At 60.1% G+C, this 19,797-nt stretch carries 18 protein-coding genes; 6 read left to right on the top strand and 12 right to left on the bottom strand.

The features are described from left to right. Positions 1 to 41: 41 nt before the first annotated feature. The 5 genes from ACEN8Z_RS02940 to ACEN8Z_RS02920 all read right to left on the bottom strand — a co-directional run bounded on the left by ACEN8Z_RS02940 (position 42) and on the right by ACEN8Z_RS02920 (position 6,880). Positions 42 to 1,070: a DUF5924 family protein gene (locus ACEN8Z_RS02940; protein ID WP_495596718.1), complete on the bottom strand. Its 1,029-nt coding sequence runs from the start codon at positions 1,068 to 1,070 to the stop codon at positions 42 to 44. Positions 1,071 to 1,316: 246 nt separating this feature from the next. Further along, positions 1,317 to 2,693, bottom strand: a complete 1,377-nt coding sequence (locus ACEN8Z_RS02935) for a M16 family metallopeptidase (protein WP_495596717.1) — start codon at positions 2,691 to 2,693, stop codon at positions 1,317 to 1,319. A gap of 55 nt (positions 2,694 to 2,748) precedes the next feature. Further along, positions 2,749 to 4,407: a Na/Pi cotransporter family protein gene (locus tag ACEN8Z_RS02930; RefSeq protein WP_007985126.1), complete on the bottom strand. Its 1,659-nt coding sequence runs from the start codon at positions 4,405 to 4,407 to the stop codon at positions 2,749 to 2,751. A 306-nt stretch (positions 4,408 to 4,713) separates the two neighbouring features. Then, positions 4,714 to 5,487: a TerC family protein gene (locus tag ACEN8Z_RS02925; protein ID WP_495596716.1), complete on the bottom strand. Its 774-nt coding sequence runs from the start codon at positions 5,485 to 5,487 to the stop codon at positions 4,714 to 4,716. An 85-nt stretch (positions 5,488 to 5,572) separates the two neighbouring features. After that, complete coding sequence (locus ACEN8Z_RS02920) at positions 5,573 to 6,880, bottom strand: CitMHS family transporter (protein WP_008002275.1); 1,308 nt, start codon at positions 6,878 to 6,880, stop codon at positions 5,573 to 5,575. 418 nt (positions 6,881 to 7,298) lie between these two features. Here ACEN8Z_RS02920 and ACEN8Z_RS02915 point away from each other — a divergent pair, with 418 nt between their 5' ends. Beyond that, a complete protein-coding gene (locus tag ACEN8Z_RS02915; RefSeq protein WP_008002278.1) occupies positions 7,299 to 7,700 on the top strand; it encodes a GFA family protein in 402 nt (133 codons plus the stop codon). Here ACEN8Z_RS02915 and ACEN8Z_RS02910 read toward each other — a convergent pair whose 3' ends face one another. Then, the gene (locus ACEN8Z_RS02910; RefSeq protein WP_008002280.1) at positions 7,701 to 8,027 is read right to left on the bottom strand and encodes a DOPA 4,5-dioxygenase family protein; all 327 of its coding nucleotides are present in this window, start codon (positions 8,025 to 8,027) and stop codon (positions 7,701 to 7,703) included. It abuts the gene before it with no gap. Positions 8,028 to 8,088: 61 nt separating this feature from the next. Then, on the bottom strand, positions 8,089 to 9,039 hold the full coding sequence (locus ACEN8Z_RS02905; protein ID WP_495596715.1) for a choline sulfate utilization transcriptional regulator: 951 nt from the start codon (positions 9,037 to 9,039) through the stop codon (positions 8,089 to 8,091). 114 nt (positions 9,040 to 9,153) lie between these two features. Between ACEN8Z_RS02905 and betC the strand changes: the two genes are divergently transcribed. The 3 genes from betC (at position 9,154) to ACEN8Z_RS02890 (ending at position 13,321) form a co-directional block, all read left to right on the top strand. Continuing rightward, positions 9,154 to 10,668 (top strand): choline-sulfatase, encoded by a 1,515-nt coding sequence (gene betC, locus ACEN8Z_RS02900; RefSeq protein ID WP_495596714.1) that lies wholly within the window; start codon positions 9,154 to 9,156, stop codon positions 10,666 to 10,668. A 16-nt stretch (positions 10,669 to 10,684) separates the two neighbouring features. After that, on the top strand, positions 10,685 to 11,605 hold the full coding sequence (gene choX / locus ACEN8Z_RS02895) for a choline ABC transporter substrate-binding protein (RefSeq protein WP_495596713.1): 921 nt from the start codon (positions 10,685 to 10,687) through the stop codon (positions 11,603 to 11,605). 147 nt (positions 11,606 to 11,752) lie between these two features. Then, complete coding sequence (locus ACEN8Z_RS02890; RefSeq protein WP_495596712.1) at positions 11,753 to 13,321, top strand: SulP family inorganic anion transporter; 1,569 nt, start codon at positions 11,753 to 11,755, stop codon at positions 13,319 to 13,321. Between the two features lie 130 nt (positions 13,322 to 13,451). On the opposite strand, the gene aroE is transcribed toward ACEN8Z_RS02890, so the two are convergent. Both aroE and hemF read right to left on the bottom strand, forming a co-directional pair. Beyond that, on the bottom strand, positions 13,452 to 14,273 hold the full coding sequence (gene aroE / locus ACEN8Z_RS02885; protein ID WP_495596711.1) for a shikimate dehydrogenase: 822 nt from the start codon (positions 14,271 to 14,273) through the stop codon (positions 13,452 to 13,454). A gap of 13 nt (positions 14,274 to 14,286) precedes the next feature. Next, the gene (hemF, locus tag ACEN8Z_RS02880) at positions 14,287 to 15,201 is read right to left on the bottom strand and encodes an oxygen-dependent coproporphyrinogen oxidase (RefSeq protein ID WP_495596710.1); all 915 of its coding nucleotides are present in this window, start codon (positions 15,199 to 15,201) and stop codon (positions 14,287 to 14,289) included. A 163-nt stretch (positions 15,202 to 15,364) separates the two neighbouring features. Between hemF and ACEN8Z_RS02875 the strand changes: the two genes are divergently transcribed. After that, entirely contained in the window at positions 15,365 to 16,342 is a 978-nt protein-coding gene (locus tag ACEN8Z_RS02875; RefSeq protein ID WP_495596709.1) for an NADPH:quinone reductase, read from the top strand. 98 nt (positions 16,343 to 16,440) lie between these two features. On the opposite strand, the gene tsaC is transcribed toward ACEN8Z_RS02875, so the two are convergent. The 3 genes from tsaC to ACEN8Z_RS02860 all read right to left on the bottom strand — a co-directional run bounded on the left by tsaC (position 16,441) and on the right by ACEN8Z_RS02860 (position 19,065). Beyond that, a complete protein-coding gene (gene tsaC, locus ACEN8Z_RS02870) occupies positions 16,441 to 16,998 on the bottom strand; it encodes an L-threonylcarbamoyladenylate synthase type 1 TsaC (RefSeq protein WP_007985104.1) in 558 nt (185 codons plus the stop codon). A gap of 54 nt (positions 16,999 to 17,052) precedes the next feature. Further along, on the bottom strand, positions 17,053 to 18,159 hold the full coding sequence (gene dprA, locus ACEN8Z_RS02865; protein WP_495596708.1) for a DNA-processing protein DprA: 1,107 nt from the start codon (positions 18,157 to 18,159) through the stop codon (positions 17,053 to 17,055). 81 nt (positions 18,160 to 18,240) lie between these two features. Then, positions 18,241 to 19,065 (bottom strand): peptidoglycan-binding protein, encoded by an 825-nt coding sequence (locus tag ACEN8Z_RS02860; RefSeq protein ID WP_495596707.1) that lies wholly within the window; start codon positions 19,063 to 19,065, stop codon positions 18,241 to 18,243. Between the two features lie 187 nt (positions 19,066 to 19,252). Here ACEN8Z_RS02860 and def point away from each other — a divergent pair, with 187 nt between their 5' ends. Next, entirely contained in the window at positions 19,253 to 19,759 is a 507-nt protein-coding gene (def, locus tag ACEN8Z_RS02855) for a peptide deformylase (RefSeq protein WP_008002295.1), read from the top strand. The last annotated feature ends 38 nt before the right edge of the window (positions 19,760 to 19,797 follow it).

Here is a 19,797-nt window from a genome sequence, read left to right as displayed (position 1 = left end):
GTTCAGTGATTACGCAGCTCTACGTAATAGCACGAACCGGACTACTTTTCTTTGATCGCTGTGCTGTCCGTGACTTCGAAACGCAGCACACCGATGACCTGGCCATCTTCGGTCAGCACCCGGACCTGCCATTTGCCGGCCGGATTGCCCGTGAAATTCTGCTTGTGGGTCCAGGCCCGGTAACCTTCCTTGCGCCCGCCACGGATATCCAGGGGAATACGGTCGACCTCTTTACCGTTGAATTGCCAGACGTGATAAATCCGCTCATCCAGGCCACGCGGGGCATTGATCGCGGTGTACGCGTAGAGCCCGCCATTGCGAATCTGCTCGGCGCTGACTTCGTCGAGGCTGGCGCCTGGCGTACGGTCCTGCATTTGCGTGCTGATGGCCACATCGGTCATCCACAGCGTCGCCGGTGGCACCCACGAGCGCAGTTCCCAACCAACGAAACCGATGCCCAGGGTGATACTCAAAATCGCCAACGCACTGCGTACGGTACGAATCGGGAAGATCGACGCCAGGCTCGGGAACGACAACAGTACCGAGATACCCAGCGCCCATTTGAAACTTTGCGCGGTCGTCAGGTGCATGATCACCGGCAACGCGGTGAGCAGCGCGGCAAACAAGGTCAGGGTGTGCAGGGCCAGAAACGCCCAGCGCCGTGGCGCCAGCCATTTGTAGTAGAGCGGGTCGATAATCGAAATCAGCGCCGCGATACCCAACAGCCCGGTGAACACCAACTGGCCGCTGTTCCACGTTGTGGTGATGAAAAAGAACGGCAGGACAAAAAACAGGCTTTCCTGATGGATCATCTGCGTCGCGTAACGCAGCAACGGCTCCGGGATTTCTCGTTTGAATATGCGCGTGAACAGCTTGGTCAGGCTGTTTTCCAGCATCAACCAGATCCAGCTGATCAGCATGATTGTGGTGATCCAGCTCGCCAGGCCTTGCTGGCGATCGACCAGAATGAAACTGCACACCCCGGAGATGAAACCACCGAGCGCGATGACCCCAGGGTAGCGCTTCATCAATTCGAGGATGCGCAGTACGAAAAGGGTCAGGTTTTGCATTCGGCGGGTTCACAGTCGTCGTAGGAAAAAACCTCGACAGGGTACAGTTGGCGCGGCGCTGTGGCGAGGGTTCACGGTCAGTGACACCACGCAACCTGTGGGAGCGAGCTTGCTCGCGATGGCGGCGGATCAGTCAACTTTGATGTTGAATGACATGGCCTCATCGTCGGAACGCCGCCCGGAGCAAGCTCGCTCCCACAGGGGGATTGTGTTACCCACAAGGAGTTTTCCTGCCAAACAGTGTGGTTACTTCCTGCGATGCAAACGCCAGCCCACCACACTCAACACCAGCAACCCCGCCACCCCGACCACCAACCACATCAATTGGTCATAACTGAACAAAGGCTTCTCGATCCGCAAATATCCCGGTTGCAGGAGCAACTCACGCACAGCCTTGTTCGCTTCTTCCAGCGTCACCCCTTCCAGCTCCCGGGCCGGGTTGGCGAAACGGCCGTCCTGGTAATCGCCGATGGCGCTCCAGTAGTAGTCGGCCAACGCACTGTTGCCTTGTACGGCCCAGGCCTGACGGGCAATCGCGGCCTGTTTGAGGCGGTTGAAGGTGTCGGCATTGAGGCCGTCCTTGAGCAGTTCGGCCTTCAAGTCATCGAGCACGTGTTCGGCAGCGGCCACGTCGTCGCGCTCAAGATCGGCATTGAGGCTCATGAAACCCACGCCGCCGAACACCTCGCGTTCCGCCCACGGGCCGTAGGACAAACCGTGAGCCAGGCGCAGCTGGCGATAGAGCGCCCAATCCAGATAATCCTTGAGCAAATCGAAGGTTTCGTCGTGTCCATCTTCCAGCACTGGCTCCGGCACCAGCCAGTGCAATTTGGCGCCGTTGCCGACCAAACCGTGGGGCAGGGTGCGCTCGTGGGCGGCGCTGACCTGGATTTGCGGCAGCGGCGGATGCTCGCCGGGGGTAATCGCTTCCAGCCCGCCATACGCCCGCTCCAGATAGGCCGGCAGCAACTTGTCGAGGTCGCCGACCACAATCAGGGTCATGTTGTTCGGCGCATACCAGTCCTTGCGCACCCGCTCCAGTTGCTCACGGGTCAGGTCATCGACTTGCGCACGCTCCGGGCATTTGAGGCCCAGCTCCACGGCCAGCTGGTTGCTGGCGGTGTGGCCCAGGTCCTGACGATCGAGCCAACGCTGCAGGTGCGAGTAGTGGCCGCCGTCTTCACGCTCGACCACTTGCTTGGCAGCGTTGATGGCATAGTCGTCGAAGCGGGTCTGGGTCAGCAGCGCCAGCAGCAGGTCGAGCACCTTGCGCTGGTTTTTCGCCGGGGCCTCGATGACGAAGGTCGTATCGGCGTTACTGGTGTAGGCGTTCCACTCACCACCCAAGGCCTGCATGCGTTCTTCCAGGCCACCTTCGCCGCTGGCGTCGATGCCGCTGAACAGCAGGTGCTCCAGCAGATGCGGCAACTCCTTTTCTTCGCAGTTGAAATCGTCCAGGCCAACGCCGACCACCAGCCGGATTGCCACATGCCCATGGTCGGTGCCGGGCTTGAGCAGCAACTGCAAACCGTTGCGCAGGGTGTAGCCCTCGACCTGAAAGCGATCCAGGGCGAATGACGGGAATGAACCAAGCAACAGGCAGGCGAGCAACAGACAACGCATAACGGGTTCCATACGGCCAGCGTAAGTTCAACAGACTTCAGGCAACTGTGGACGTTCAGGGTGAATGAGTGATGTCACTCAAATCGTCGACCACCAGCGCGCCGGTGTCCGATGTTTCCAGCACTACGTAGGCACTGCTGCAAAACAGTGAATTCAGACGCTTCATGTCGGCGATCAGCTCCAGGTGCAACGAACTGGTTTCGATACTTTGCACGATTTTACGTTGCAAGCGGCTGACATGAGCATGGGCCAGGCGCCGTTCCTGTGCACGGAAACGACGTTTTTCACGCACCAGCTGCCGGGCACTTTCCGGGTCGCCGCTGAGAAACACCGACATCCCGAGCCGCAGGCTGGAAATCAATTGAGTATGCAGCCCGGTCAACTCGTCCAGCCCGACTTCTGAAAACGACCGGCGCTGCGAGGTTTTCTGCTGCTGAATCTTGCGCAGCATGCGTTCGATCAAGTCGCTGGCGAGTTTCAGGTTGATCGCCAGTTCGATGATTTCCGCCCAGCGCCGGCTGTCCTGATCGCTGAGATCTTCCCGGGGCATTTGCGCCAGATACAACTTGATCGCGCTGTAGAGCGCTTCCACATCGTCGGTCAGGCGGCGAATTTCCTGGGTGACGGCGGTTTGCTTGCCGCGCAATACGTCGAGCATGGCTTCGAGCATGCTGTCGATCAGATCGCCCACGCGCAGGGTTTCCCGGGCCGCGTTGGCCAGTGCCAAACCGGGCGTAACCAACGCAGTGGGGTCAAGGTGCCGGGGCTTGGCCATGCCGTTGGCCTGCAGGCGCTCCGGCAGCACCCAGGCACAAAACCTGGCCATCGGATCGATGCTGGGCAGCAGGATCAGGCAGCGCGCGGTGTTGTAGAGCAGGTGAAAGCCAATGACCATTTCCTGAGGGCTGAAATCGAAGCCATCGAGCCAGTGCACCAGCGGATCGAGCACCGGAATGATCAATAAAAGACCAATCAGTTTGTACAGCAGGCTGCCCAGCGCCACTTGGCGCCCGGCGGCGTTCTGCATGCTGGTGCTGAGGAAGGCGAGTACACCGCTGCCGATATTGGCGCCGATCACCAGCCCGATGGCCACCGGCAGACTGATCACGTTGGCACCCGCCAGGGTCGCGGTCAGCAGTACAGCGGCCAGGCTGGAATAGGAAATCATCGCGAACAGCGCGCCAACCAGGGCGTCGAGCAGGATGTCACCGGTAAGCGAGGCGAAAATCACCTTCACGCCTTTGGCATGGGTAATCGGATGCGCCGCTTCGACAATCAGTTGCAGCGCCAGAATGATCAACCCCAAGCCAATGGCGACACGGCCCATCTGGCCGAGTCGGGTCTGCTTGCGCGACAGAAAGAAAATCACCCCGACAAAAATCAGCAACGGCGACAGCCACGACAGATCGAACGTCAGCACCCGCGCCATCAGCGCCGTACCGACGTCCGCGCCAAGCATGGTGGCCAGCGCCGGGGTCAGCGCCATCAGGCCCTGGCCGACAAAGGAAGTGACGAGCATGGCAGTGGCATTGCTGCTCTGGACCATCGCCGTCACGACGATTCCGGAGACGAAAGCCAACCAGCGTTTGGACACGTTCTGGCCAATGACATGGCGCAGATTGGTACCGTAGACCCGCAGGATGCCGGTTCGGACGATGTGCGTGCCCCAGATCAGCAGGGCCACGGCAGAAAGCAAATTGAGCAGGGTGAGCATACAGGCCCCCTGTGGTGTAGCGCTCCAAAGGAGCAAGTTGACGGTACCGCGCGACGTTCTACGTTCTTCGTTCTGTACTTAAGCTGTAGTTGGCTAACGGTCTGCGCGCCAGCATCGCATAGCCAAAGAAGGGATTGAAACAAAACCGTCATGAAATCGTGTTCACGCAGGCATGAAAAAGGGGCCCGATGGCCCCGATTTTATGTAGGAGCGAGCTTGCTCGCGATGGTCGTTAACGAAAACGCGTGTTTACGAGGTTAACGCGGAGCGCTCGAGTCAATCGCGAGCAAGCTCGCTCCTACAGGGTTACTGCCCCGGAATGTCCTTGCGCAGTTTCACCGGCTCCGGCTCCTGCTGCTTCTTCTTTTTCGCAATCGCGGTGCGCATCCTGATGTTGATCGCTTCCACCGCCAGCGAGAACGCCATGGCGAAGTAGACGTAACCTTTAGGGATATGCACGTCGAAGGATTCGGCAATCAGCACAGTACCGACGATCAACAGGAACGACAGCGCCAGCATCTTCAGCGACGGGTGCTTGTCGATGAACTCGCTGATGGTGCCAGATGCCCACATCATCACCAGCACCGCCACGATGATCGCCGCGACCATGACCGGTACGTGGGAAACCATGCCGACCGCGGTGATCACCGAGTCCAGCGAGAACACGATATCGATGATCGCGATCTGGATGATGGTGTAGAGGAAGTTGCCGCCCTTGCCGCTTGGCTCGTCGCTGGTTTCGTCTTCACCTTCCAGCGCGTGGTACATCTCTTGCGAGCTTTTCCACAGCAGGAACAGACCACCGAAGAACAGGATCAGGTCGCGCCCGGAAATACCCTGGCCGAACACCTCGAACAGGTCCGCCGTGAGGCGCATGACCCAGGTGATCGACAGCAGCAATAGAATCCGCGTGACCATCGCCAGCGCCAGGCCGAAAATCCGGGTGCGCGCCTGCATGTGCTTGGGCATGCGGCTGACCAGGATCGAAATCATGATGATGTTATCGATACCCAGGACGATTTCCAGGGCGGTCAGGGTAAAGAAGGCAACCCAGATTTCAGGGTTGGTCAGCCATTCCATGTGTATTCCTTTGAGCGATTGTTAAACCACAAAGGGTCCAGGCTTCAAACAGCGAAGCCTGGACCCTTTGTGGTGAGTCTTGGGCTTATAGAGTGCTGAACATCGGGAAAGTCCCCAACAGCAGTGCAGCAATCAGTATGCAGATACAAACCAGCACTGCCCACTTCAGGGTGAAGCGCTGGTGGTCACCGAAATCGATGCCGGCCAGGGCCACCAACAAATAAGTCGATGGAACCAGCGGGCTCAACAGGTGGACGGGCTGACCGACGATCGAGGCACGTGCCATTTCCACCGCGGTTATACCGTAATGGCTGGCGGCCTCGGCAAGAACCGGTAACACGCCGTAATAAAATGCATCGTTCGACATGAAGAAGGTGAACGGCATGCTGACCAGCGCCGTGATCACCGCCAGGTACGGGCCGAGGAAGTCCGGAATCACCGCCAGCAGGCTTTTCGACATGGCGTCGACCATCCCGGTGCCGGTCAGGATACCGGTGAAGATACCGGCCGCAAAGATCAGCCCAACCACCGCCAGCACGCTACCGGCGTGAGCCGCAACGCGATCCTTCTGCTGTTGCAGGCAAGGATAGTTGACGATCATGGCAATACTGAACGCCACCATGAACAGCACCGGCAACGGCAGCAGGCCGGCGATCAGGGTGCCCATCAGGGCCAGGGTCAGGGCGCCGTTGAACCAGATCAGATTCGGACGACGGGCATCCGGGAACTGCGAAACGCTGATTTCGCTGTGGTCGATTTCATCGCCCACCAGGTGCAGTTCACCCAGGCGCGCACGTTCACGCTTGCCGTAGAAGTAGGCAATGACCAGGATCGCCACCACACCGGCCAGCATCGCAGGAATCATCGGTACGAAGATGTCGGACGGATCCACATGCAACGCACTGGCAGCGCGAGCGGTCGGGCCACCCCATGGGGTCATGTTCATCACGCCACCGGCGAGGATGATCAGGCCGGCCATGATCCGCGGACTCATGCCGATACGGCTGTAGAGCGGCAGCATGGCGGCCACACAGATCATGTAAGTGGTCGCGCCGTCACCATCGAGGGAAACGACGAGCGCCAGTACGGCGGTACCGACCGAAACTTTCAGCGGGTCGCCCTTGACCAGTTTGAGGATCTTGCGCACGGCCGGGTCGAACAGGCCGGAGTCGATCATCAGGGCGAAGTACAAAATAGCGAACATCAGCATCACGCCGGTTGGCGCAAGCTTAGTGATGCCTTCGAGCATCATCGGGCCAATCTTCGGCGAAAAACCGCCAAACAGAGCGAAAATGATCGGGATGATGATCAGGGCGATCAGCGCGGACAGGCGCTTGGTCATGATCAGGAACATGAACGTGATGACCATGGCGAAGCCAAGGAAAGTCAGCATGGGAATACTCCAGGCGTAGCGCGGCTAGGGAATGGGCGGATCGGGCGTGATCAGCGCAGAACGGAAAGCACGAGGCGTACGGGTGGAGTTGCGGCGAAGCGGCGGGTAGAAGAGGACATCAGAATCACCATTGTTGTTGTTAAATGGGCTGTGCGAGCGATAACACGCTGGCATTGGCCAACCGGTCTGTTGCCGGTAGTGGGGGCGATCCTAATCGGGGAAGCTTTCAGCCAGCTTTCGGTGATGAAAGCTTTGACCGGATGCACGACCGGTCGTCGGACCGGGGCTGGGAGGCGAACCGGGTTACAGCCTTCGCGAGCAAGCCCGCTCCCACATCAGCTTTGTGTACGACACAGATCCAGTGTGGGAGCGGGCTTGCTCGCGAAGGCGTCAGTAATGACGCATCAGGAGGAATGCCATGAACAAAACTCACACCGGCGGCTGCCATTGCGGGCAACTGCGCTATCAATTCAGCGGGCCGCTGCACGATATCGTCCACTGCCATTGCTCGATTTGCCGACGGGTCAGCGGCGGCATCGTGACCACCTGGATCACCGTGCCGGCATCCGCCTTTCAATGGTTGGCCGGGACACCGTCGCGGTACGACTCCTCATCCACCTGCGCGCGATACTTCTGCGGCCACTGTGGAGCGCAACTGGCGGTGGTGACGCACCTGAGCCCGGAAACCATCGACCTGACCATCGCCACCCTCGACCATCCCGAGCAAGCACCGGCCGAGCGGCACATCTGGACCGACAGCCGCTTGCCGTGGCTGCACCTGGACGAACACTTGCCCGGCGAGGCTGAAGAAACACTCTGATCAAAAAATAGACAGATCCAGCGGCCGAATCGCGCCCATCCAGATCGCGTGCTCGGTGTGGTCGAGCAGATCGTCGCCGGTGTCCGGGTGCAGGAATACCACCAGACCCTTGCGGTTCAGCGCCAGCCACGGCAGCACGTCGCCCAGAACCTGCGGTTCGAACGCCAACTGGCAGCTCCAGTCCGGGTGCGGACCGACCGGACGCTCGTGCACGCGGCCCATTTTCAGTGGAAACAATTGCGCCGCCTGTTCACACAAGGCTCGCGCTTGATCGATGGTGCTGGCGTCGAAATAGACATGGGCGTGGTAGCCCGTTATGTGTTGCATTTGAAATCCCCTATATCCGGTCGAGCAGATCACGCGGCACAGGTTGCGATCGTTTCACGTTTCACACCGCAATCGAAGGCAATGACAACCCCGACAACGACTCCGCACTGCTGGCCTGCTCGGCCATCAACCAATCCACAAACTGCTGGATCAAAGCTCCACGCCGTTTGCGCTGGGGCAGAACCACGTAGTAACCCAGCCTCGACATCACAGTTTCGCCGATCGGCCGACACAACAACCCTTGCGCGAGCAAGTTATCCACAAGGTGCCGCCAACCAATGGCCACGCCCTGACCGCCAATCGCGGCCTGAATCAGCAGGGTGTAGTTGTCGAAGCGCAACTGTCCGGGCGCCGGGGGCGAGGTGATGCCCAACTCGCGGAACACACCACTCCAGTCAAACCAGTTACTGCTGTGTTCCCCACGCAGGTGCAGCAATGGAAACTCCAGCAATGCCTGGGCCGGCAAAGGTAAGGTCCGCTCGCTCAACAACTGCGGGCTGCACACCGGAAACACTTCCTCGCTGAACAGCCAATGGCTTTCACCCTGCTTGAAGCGGCCATCGCCAAACAGCACCGCCACATCGATATCAGTACGTAGCATGTTATGACTGCGTTCACTGGTGACCAGGCTGACATCCACCTGCGGATTGGCCGCGTGAAAGCGGTGCAGACGCGGCATCAACCAATAGGCTGCGAAGGCAAAATCCGTGGCAACTTGCAGCACTTCATGCTGTTGCTGTGCGCTGATTGCACTCAATCCTGCGTCGATATTCTGCAATCCGAGCTGAACCTGCTCAAAAAGAATCTGGCCGGCCTCGGTCAGTTCGATTCCACGATAAATGCGGTCGAACAGGCGGGTCGCCAATTGTTCTTCCAGGCGCTTGATCTGCTGGCTGATGGCCGGTTGCGTCGTGCCCAGTTCAACCGCCGCTGCGGTGAAGCTGCGCTGGCGGGCCGCCGCTTCGAAGGCGCGAAGCAAATCCAGTGACAGGTCACCAAGGGCGTCATACATAAGCTGTGCTTATCCTAGTCATTGCCGCGCATGGGCTTTACCGCAAGGTGCGAGGGTTTCATTCTCGAAGCCAGCACTCTCGCATAAACATCCACTATGGAATGCCGCGATCACATGAAGCGCAAGAACATTCTTTTCATCATGGCCGATCAAATGGCCGCGCCAATGTTGCCGTTCTACGGCCCGTCGCCCATCAAGCTGCCCCATCTCAGCCGCCTCGCCGCACAAGGCGTGGTGTTCGATTCTGCGTATTGCAACAGCCCCCTGTGCGCGCCGTCGCGATTCACCCTGGTCAGCGGCCAGTTGCCGAGCAAGATCGGCGCCTACGACAACGCCGCCGATTTCCCCGCCGACGTACCGACTTATGCCCATTACTTGCGCCGCCTCGGCTACCGCACCGCCCTGTCGGGCAAGATGCATTTCTGTGGACCGGACCAGCTGCATGGCTACGAAGAACGCCTGACCAGTGACATTTACCCGGCCGACTACGGCTGGGCAGTGAACTGGGATGAACCGGACGTGCGCCCGACCTGGTATCACAACATGTCGTCGGTGCTGCAAGCCGGCCCGTGTGTGCGCACCAATCAGCTGGATTTCGACGAAGAGGTGGTGTTCAAGGCCCAGCAATACCTGTTCGATCATATCCGCGAAGATGGAGACCAGCCGTTCTGCCTGACCGTTTCGATGACTCACCCACACGACCCGTACACCATTCCCAAAGCCTTCTGGGATTTGTACGACGATGCCGACATCCCGCTGCCTACAGCCCCGGATCAGCATTCACTCGATCCACACTCCCAGCGTTTGCTCAAGGTTTACGACCTGTGGGACAAGCCACTGCCTGTGGATAAGATCCGCGATGCCCGCCGGGCCTATTTCGGAGCGTGCAGCTATATCGACAGCAACGTCGGCAAACTCCTGCAAACCCTCGAAGATACCGGGTTGATCGACGACACCATCATCGTATTCTCCGGCGACCACGGCGACATGCTCGGCGAACGTGGCCTCTGGTACAAAATGCACTGGTATGAAATGGCCGCACGGGTGCCGCTGCTGATCAGCGCACCGGGGCAATTCGGTGCCGGTCGGGTCAGCGCCAGCGTTTCGACCGCCGACCTGTTGCCGACCTTCGTTGAACTGGCCGGAGGCACTCTGGAACCTGGCTTGCCGCTGGATGGCCGTTCGCTGGTGCCGCACCTGCAAGGGCAGGGCGGTCACGACGAAGTGTTCGGCGAATACATGGCCGAAGGCACCATCAGCCCGTTAATGATGATCCGCCGCGGTGCCTACAAATTTATCTACAGCGAAGACGATCCCTGCCTACTCTTCGACGTACACAACGACCCTCGCGAACTGGAAGAACTCAGCCATTCGCCGCAACATCGCCAGCTGTTCGACGACTTTCTCGCTGAAGCGCGGACCAAATGGAACATCCCGACGATTCACCAGCAGGTGCTCGCCAGCCAGCGGCGTCGACGTTTCGTGGCCGAGGCGCTGACCCTCGGCAAGCTGAAGAGCTGGGATCACCAGCCGCTGGTGGACGCCAGTCAGCAATACATGCGCAACCACATCGACCTCGACGATCTGGAGCGTAAAGCACGTTATCCACAACCCTGCCAAAACCAATAATGTTAAGGGGAAGTCCATGCAAAGGTTATCCACAGTACTGACGGTCGGGCTCCTGGCTCTGGGCAGTGCATCGGCGTTTGCCGATCAGAGTTGCGAGACGGTAAAGATGGCCGACCCGGGCTGGAGCGACATTGCCGCGACCAATGCCATCACCGGGTTTCTGCTGGACGGCATGGGCTACAAGGCCAAGGTCGACACTCTCGCGGTGCCGATCACCTTTGGCGGGCTCAAGGATGGCCAGGTCGATGTGTTCCTGGGTAACTGGATGCCGGCGCAGCAGGGCTTCTACGACAAATTCGTCGCCAGCGGCGATGTCACCCAGTTGGCGAAGAACCTCGACGGCACCGAATTCACCCTCGCTGTTCCGGACTACGTGTGGGACGCGGGTGTGCATGACTTTGCCGACCTGAACAAATACGCCGACAAGTTCGACCGCAAGATCTACGGCATCGGCTCCGGCGCGCCGGCGAACATCTCGCTGCAAGAGATCATCAAGAAAAACGATTTCGACATGGGCCAGTGGAAACTGGTCGAGTCCAGCGAGCAGGCAATGCTGGCGGAAGTGTCCCGTGCGGTGAAAAAACAGAAGTTCGTGACCTTCCTCGGCTGGACCCCGCACCCGATGAACGTGCAGCTGAAAATGCATTACCTCAAGGGCGGCGAGAAATACTTCGGCGACACCGGCAGCGTTCATACCCTGACCCGCAAAGGTTATGCACAGGCCTGCCCGAACGTTGGCAAGCTGCTGACCAACCTGAGTTTCACCCAGGACATGGAGAACAGCATCATGGCCGAGGTGGTGAACAAGAAAGTCAGCAATACCGACGCGGCCAAGGCATGGATCAAGGCCAACCCCGCAGTTCTGGACAAGTGGCTCGATGGGGTGAAGACCGTGGATGGGAAGGATGCGTTGCCGGCGGTGAAAGCCAAGTTGTAACGTTCAAGGACGCCATCGCGGGCAAGCCCGCTCCCACAGGTTTTCGGAGATCCTTGTGGGAGCGGGCTTGCCCGCGATGGCGTCCTTGCACAACTGGTTCTGACCCACCACCCTGACATTTTCGCCGTTTATTCACCGAGAGGCCCCATGGCCCTGCCAAGCCGCCATTCACTCTTTCCATTCCTCAGTTGGTTGCCCAAGCAAACCCGCGCCAGCGTCGGTCGTGACCTGATTGTCGGCCTCAGCGGCGCGATTCTGGCGTTGCCGCAATCCATTGCCTACGCGCTCATCGCTGGTCTCCCACCGGAATACGGCCTGTACGCGGCAATCATCCCGGTGTTGATCGCTTGTCTCTGGGGCTCATCGTGGCATTTGATCTGCGGTCCTACGGCGGCCATCTCGATTGTCCTGTACGCCAGCGTCAGTCCTCTGGCCGTTCCGGCAACGCAGGACTACGTCATGTTGATCCTGTTGCTGACGTTTCTTGCCGGCATCTTTCAGTGGCTGCTGGGTTTGCTGCGGTTTGGCGCGCTGGTGAATTTCGTCTCGCACTCGGTGGTACTCGGCTTCACCCTGGGTGCTGCCGTGGTGATTGCCATCGGTCAATTGCCTAACCTGCTGGGGCTGGACTTGCCCAGCCAAGCCACCGCGCTGGATAGTTTCATCACGTTGTTGCGCCATCTCGGCGAAGTGGACAAACCTTCGCTGGCGCTGGGGCTGGCGACAGTGGTGGTGGGCGTGATCCTCAAGCTGTGGTTGCCACGCTGGCCGACGCTGTTGATCACCCTGATCCTTGGCGGATTGCTCGTCTGGCTCTGGCCATCGATGTTCGGGCACGTGCAGCTGGTCAACGCATTCATTGGCCAATTACCGCCCTTCAGTCCGTTGCCGCTGGACCTCGACCTGATCCTGCGCCTGCTACCCAGCGCGGTGGCGGTCGGAATGCTCGGGCTGGTCACCAGCCTGTCGATTGCCCGCTCGATTTCTGCACGTTCGCAGCAATTACTCGACGCGAATCAGGAAGTTCGTGCCCAGGGCTTGTCGAATATCGTCGGGGCGTTTTTTTCCGGATCGCTGTCGGCCGGCTCCTTCACGCGCTCAGGCCTGAGCTATGAAGCGGGGGCCTGTTCGCCACTGGCCGGGATCTTTTCGGCATTGTGGGTGGCGCTGTTTGCGATCTTCGGTGCGAGCCTGATCGCGCACATCCCGATTCCGGCCATGGCCGGCAGCATTCTGTTGATCGCCTGGGGACTGGTGGACCATCGCGGCATTCGCGCGTTGTTGCGGGTCAGCCGCGCTGAATTCGTGGTCATGGCACTGACCTGCGTCGCCACGCTGCTGCTGGAATTGCAAACGGCGATCTACGCCGGCGTATTGGCCTCGCTTTTTTTCTACCTCAAACGCACATCGCAACCCCGGGTGCAGCATGTACGAGATGGCGAGGAGGATATTCTGCGGGTGGGCGGTTCGATCTTTTTCGGTGCCAGCCACTACCTGCAAGTGCGTCTGCAACGGATGCATGGCGTGCGGGTGGTGATCGAGGCGCAGCAGATCAACTTCATCGATTATTCAGGGGTGGAAATGCTGCATCAGGAAGCGCGGCGCCTGTTGCGTCAGGACCGCAGCCTGACCTTGCGCCGGGCACGGCCGCAGGTGGTGGAAGAGTTGAGGAAGCTCGAAGGGGCGGAGAAATGCCCGATCCGGTTTGAGGATTGAAACACCGCCCCCTGTAGGAGCGAGCTTGCTCCGGGCGGCGCTCCGACGAAGGTCGTGAACGAAAACGCGCAAAACCAGATGCCTAAGGTGCCCTCGGGTTTTTCGCGAGCAAGCTCGCTCCTACAGTAGGTTATAGGGCCAGCTGCCGACGCAACTCCGCCAGCACCGGCGCCGTATTCGGTCGCACCCCGCGCCACAAGAAGAAAGCTTCCGCCGCTTGCTCGGCAAGCATCCCCAAGCCATCCATCGCCACCGCCGCGCCGTGTTCGCTGGCCCAGCGGCAAAACGAGGTCGGTTCCTTGCCGTACATCATGTCGTAGCACACCGTTTTGCCCGGTTCGATCAGGCTGGGTGCAATCGGCGGCACATCGCCCGTCAGGCTCGCCGACGTCGCGTTGATGATCAAGTCCACCGACTCCTGCAACCAGTCGTAACCGCTGGCCGACACCGGCCCCAGATCGCCGAACAATTCCGCCAGCAGCTCGGCCTTGTCCACCGTGCGGTTGGCGATGATCACCGACGCAGGTTGCTCGGCCAGCAACGGCTCCAAAGCACCGCGCACCGCACCGCCGGCTCCGAGCAGCAGAATGCGTTTGCCCTTGAGGCTGAATCCGGCGTTGACCGTCAGATCGCGCACCAGCCCGGCACCATCGGTGTTGTCGCCCAGCAGACTGCCATCGGCCAACTTGCTCAGGGTATTGACCGCGCCCGCCCGCTGCGCCCGCGGGGTCAGGTTGTTCGCCAGCCGATAGGCCTCTTCCTTGAACGGTACCGTCACATTGGCGCCGCGTCCTTCGAGGAAAAACGTCCGGGCACAGGTGGAAAAGTCGTCGAGTGGCGCCAGCAACGTGTTGTAGTCCAGCTTCTGCGCGGTCTGCTCAGCAAACAGGCGATGGATCAGCGGCGACTTGCTGTGGTCAATCGGGTTACCGAATACGACATAACGGTCCATCAGGATTCCTCGTTCAGGCTTCGGCCAACCAATCGCGGTCTTGCAGGAAGTACTCTGTCAGGCGCGCTTCTTCGCTGCCAGGCTCGGCCTTCCAGTCGTAACCCCAGCGCACTTGCGGCGGCAGCGACATCAAGATCGACTCGGTACGCCCACCCGATTGCAGGCCGAACAACGTGCCGCGGTCGTAGACCAGGTTGAATTCAACGTAGCGGCCACGGCGGAATTCCTGAAACTCACGCTGTTGGGCGGTGAACGCATCGTTCTTGCGGCGCTGCACGATTGGCAGGTAGGCGTCGATGTACGCATCACCGATGGCGCGCATGAAAGCAAAGCTGGTATCGAAATCCCACTCGTTCAGGTCGTCGAAAAACAGCCCGCCGATGCCACGCGGCTCGTGGCGATGCTTGATTTGGAAGTAGCTGTCGCACCAGGCCTTGAAACGCGGGTAAACGTCAGGACCGAACGGCGCGCAGGCCTGTTCGGCAACGCGGTGCCAGTGGATGCAGTCTTCTTCATTGCCGTAGTAAGGCGTCAGGTCGAAACCGCCACCGAACCACCAGACCGGCTCTTCGCCTTCTTTTTCGGCGATGAAAAAACGCACGTTGGCGTGGGAAGTCGGCACATGCGGGTTGTGCGGGTGAATCACCAGCGACACGCCCAGGGCTTCAAAGCCACGGCCCGCCAGCTCTGGCCGGTGGGCGCTGGCAGACGGTGGAAGACCGCTGCCGAAGACGTGGGAAAAGTTGACGCCGCCCTTTTCAATCACCGCGCCGTTTTCAATCACGCGGGTGCGACCGCCACCGCCGGCCGGCCTGGTCCAGGCGTCTTCGACGAATTGCGTGCCACCGTCTTCGGCTTCCAGAGCGGCGCAAATACGGTCTTGCAGGTCGAGCAGGTAGGCCTTTACGGCCTCGGTGCGGGTCGTCATGTCATCACCTTGAATCGGGCAAAACTACGCGGTGCTCCCTTGGAGCTCAGCCTGCGCAAATGGGCCCGTAGCATACCATCGCAAGTCGACCCGTCGCAGTTGACGAAGATCAAGCTTAGGAGTCCGATAGGGAGCTTGGTAAAACGACCTATGGAGAGTTCAGATGGCAAAGCGTATCCAGTTCCGCGCCCATGGCGGCCCCGAAGTGCTCGAATATGTGGACTACCAGCCCGCCGCGCCAGGTCCGAAGGAAGTGCGCGTGACCAACAAGGCGATCGGTCTGAACTTCATCGACACCTATTACCGCAGCGGTCTGTATCCGCCGCCGTCCCTGCCATCGGGTGTCGGCTCCGAAGGCGCGGGCGTGGTCGAAGCGGTGGGCAGCGACGTGACCCGCTTCAAGGTCGGCGATCGCGTGGCCTATGGCAGCGGCCCATTGGGCGCCTACAGTGATGTTCACGTCTTGCCCGAGGCCAATCTGGTGAAACTGCCAGACGCTATCAGTTTCGAACAGGCCGCCGGCGTGATGCTCAAGGGCCTGACCGTGCAGTACCTGCTGCGTCAGACCTATGAACTCAAAGGCGGCGAAACCATCCTGTTCCATGCCGCGGCCGGTGGGGTCGGTTCCCTGGCTTGCCAATGGGCCAGGGCCTTGGGCGTGAAGCTGATCGGCACGGTCAGCTCGGCGGAGAAAGCCGCACTGGCCAAGGCCAACGGGGCCTGGGCGACCATCGACTACAGCCATGAAAACGTCGCACAACGCGTGCTGGAATTGACCGACGGCAAAAAAGTCCCGGTGGTGTACGACGGTGTCGGCAAGGACACCTGGCTGACTTCACTCGACTGCGCCGCTCCGCGGGGGCTGGTGGTGAGCTTCGGCAATGCGTCCGGCGCAGTGGACGGCGTGAACCTGGGGATTCTCGCGGGCAAAGGTTCGCTGTACGTGACCCGGCCAACCCTGGGCACTTATGCGAACAACGCCGAGAACCTGCAACGCATGGCCGACGAGTTGTTCGAAATGATCATCAGCGGCAAGTTGACCGTGGACGTCAGCCAGCGTTATCCACTGGCTGACGCGGCGAAGGCGCAGACCGAGTTGTCGGCGCGGCGTACAACAGGCTCGGTTGTTTTGTTGCCCTGACTGACGTCATCGCGAGCAGGCTCGCTCCCACATTGGTTATGTGTCGAACACAAATCCCCTGTGGGAGCGAGCCTGCTCGCGATGGGCGCACCTCGGTCTCAATCCGGGCGCACAACCTTGCCGGTCGCCAGATCGCGAATCACGCTCGGGTTCTTGCGTCCGCCCAGATTGCCACCCAGCACCAGATCCACCTGGCCACGGAAATACTGCTCGACGCGAATCCGCGTACGCGCCGCCGGACGTCCCTGCGGGTTGGCCGACGTCGACACCAGCGGCCCGACCAGCGCGCACAAATCCCGTACCAGCGGGTGATCGCTGACCCGCAGCGCCACGGTTTCATGCACGCCGGTAATCCACTGCGGCAGCAGGTTCTGGTGTGGCACCAGCCAGGTGTTCGGCCCCGGCCAGGTACTGGCCATGCGGTCCATCCACAACTCGGGGAAGTCTTCGAAAAGGAAATCGAACTGACGGATGTTGTCGGCGACCAGAATCAAGCCCTTGTCCACAGACCGACCCTTGATCAGCAGCAAACGCTCCACCGCTTCTTCGTCCCACGGGTCGCAACCCAGGCCCCAGACTGCTTCGGTTGGGTAGGCAATCACCGCCCCGGCGCGAATTGCTTGCGCGGCTTGTTGCACACGCCAACTGTTGACCATGAAAAACACTCCAGAATAAGGCTCTGCGCAGTTTACCGATCTTGTTTATAAAACCTAGCTCACCCGTGCAAACCAGCGCCCGCTTTCGCAAACGGCACGACCGTCCATTTCCAGTTCCGTCAACGCCACCAGCACTTTCGGCAAGGCCCAGCCGCTTGCATCGGCCAGCGCTTCACTGGTGTGAGGCGCGGCATGCAGTAACTTCAACAGCGGGTGAGTCGTTGCAGGGGTGCAGGTTTGTGTGGATAACGACAGTCGTTGCCAGCCTCGCAAGGCTTCGAGGATGTGTTCGATGGTTTCCACCAGCACCGCACCGTCACGGATCAATTGATGGCAGCCGCGGGCGCCGGGATGATGGATCGACCCGGGCATCGCAAACACCTCGCGCCCCTGTTCCGCCGCCAGCCTCGCGGTGATCAGTGAACCGCTGGCGACACTGGCTTCGACCACCAGCACCCCGAGCGACAAACCACTGATGATCCGGTTGCGCCGAGGGAAGTTGCTGGCGCTGGGGCCTGCATCCAGCGGAAACTCCGAAAGCACCGCACTGCCCGAAGCGATCATGGCGTCCGCCAGGCGTCTATTTCGCTGTGGATAAAACTTCTCAAGCCCCGTACCAAGCACACCGACCGTTTGCCCGCCGACATCGAGCGCGGCCTGGTGCGCGGCGGCGTCAATGCCCAGGGCCAGGCCGCTGGTAATGACAAAACCGGCACCCGCCAGGCTGCGGGAAAACGCGGCAGCGGTGTCCATCCCTGGCCGGGACGCGCGACGACTGCCGACCATCGCCAGCTGTGGTTTTTCCAGAATGTCCGGATCGCCAGCGACAAACAACAGCGGCGGTGCATCGCTGATTTGTGCCAGCAGTGCCGGGTAGTCCGGCTGGTCCCACATCAGTAAATGCTGACCCGGACGCTCCAGCCAGGCCAATGCATGGCTCGCGCCATCGCGAATATCAGCGCAACGGCGAGCCTGCGAACACGCCAGCGGCAGGCCCAGTGCACGCCAGGCACTGGCGGGCGCACTGAGAGCTTTGGATGCCGAACCGAAGGCCTCGAGCAATTTCTTGAAACGCGCGGGACCGAGTTCCGGCAGTCGATGCAAACGCAAGCGGGCTTCCAGTTCCGCAGGGGAAACCGGTGTAACGGCAGACAGCGACATGGATCATCCTTGATCGTTATGAGCACCCGTACAAACGGGAATAAGCTGTGGATAACTCTGTTGGTAACTTGTGAAGCACACTTACGGATTTCGCACCTTGTCCATGACCGCCAGCGAGCGCGATGCATTGAGCACCAGCCCGTAGCTGAGTTTGTCGTAGGTACGGAAAACCATCAGCAGACCGGCGCGCTCATCGGGAGTTTTCAACGGCTGGCCAGTGATCCGGTCGCGCACGGTTTCGCCGGTCTTCATCACCGCAAGCACATTGCCTTCGGCCAGGCCGTCGCGTTGCCCCTTGTTCAGCGTGACCACGTCCAGTGCGCCTATCTGCGTGACCCCGCGCGGCACATCGATAATCAAGCCGTTGATCTCGGTGCCCGGCGCGTTGGGCATGAAGGTCGAATTGATCGAGCGCTCTTCGCCGCTGAACAGGCGGTCGCCGATGCGGACTTCCTGGGTCGTGCGTTGCAACGCCAGGGTGGCGACGTCACCTTCGATGGCCACGACCTCGCCGCCGCCGATGTCGTCGGCATTGATCCCCAGAATTTCCTTGCTCTGCGGATCGGTGTAGACCTTGCCTTGGCGGAAGATGCCGTACACCGGTTGCGCCGGATCGAAATGGCCGCGGGCAAAGATGCGGTCACCGGCGCCGCTGAGCACGCGCTCGGCATCGCCGGCGACAATGTAGGGTGCCTTGTCGAAATCCTCGGCCTTGTCGACGATGCGGTTGCTCAGCAGAAAGCTGTTGATCGATTTCAGCGCAATACTGGGGATTGTCTCGGTCACCGGGCTGCTGCGCACCTGGGGCGACAGCTTTATGGTGGGAATATCTTCCCTGAGCGGCACTTGCCCGTGGGCCAAACCGGCCGAGGCCAGGAGTAGCAGGGCGAGTAGTGATTTCCTCATGCGGTGAATCCCTTTATTATGTACGTTCGCGTGAAACGCCAGAGCCCTCAGTGGCTCGCTCCCGGCTTGCTTGTCAAAACTTGCTTGTCAACAGAAGGGAGCTACGTTTTACAACGGTAGCCTGCATTTCTTCGGACCCGCCAGGCCATCGACCCGACCTTACTTCACACGTGCACTAATCAAGCTTATGGCCATTTTAAACATCCTCGAATTCCCTGATCCGCGTCTGCGCACTATCGCCAAGCCAGTGGCCGTAGTGGACGACGAAGTGCGTCAGTTGGTCGACGACATGTTTGAAACAATGTATGAAGCGCCTGGCATCGGCCTCGCCGCGACCCAGGTCAACGTGCACAAACGTATCGTCGTGATGGACCTCTCTGAGGACCGCACCGAACCGCGAGTGTTCATCAACCCCGAGTTCGAACCGCTGACCGACGAAATGGGTCAGTATCAGGAAGGCTGCCTGTCGGTGCCAGGCTTCTACGAAAACGTCGATCGCCCGCAACGGGTCAAGGTCAAGGCGCTGGACCGCGACGGCCAGCCTTACGAACTGATCGCCGAAGATTTGCTCGCCGTGTGCATCCAGCACGAATGCGACCACCTCAATGGCAAATTGTTCGTCGATTACCTGTCCACGCTCAAACGCGACCGCATCAAGAAGAAACTGGAAAAGCTACATCGCCAGAACGCCTGATGCCCATCTTCAAAGGCTTGCTGCGGCAAGCCTTTTTC

This window comes from Pseudomonas sp. Pseusp10 (genome assembly GCF_059492225.1).
This window is presented reverse-complemented; position numbering and strand designations above follow the sequence as displayed.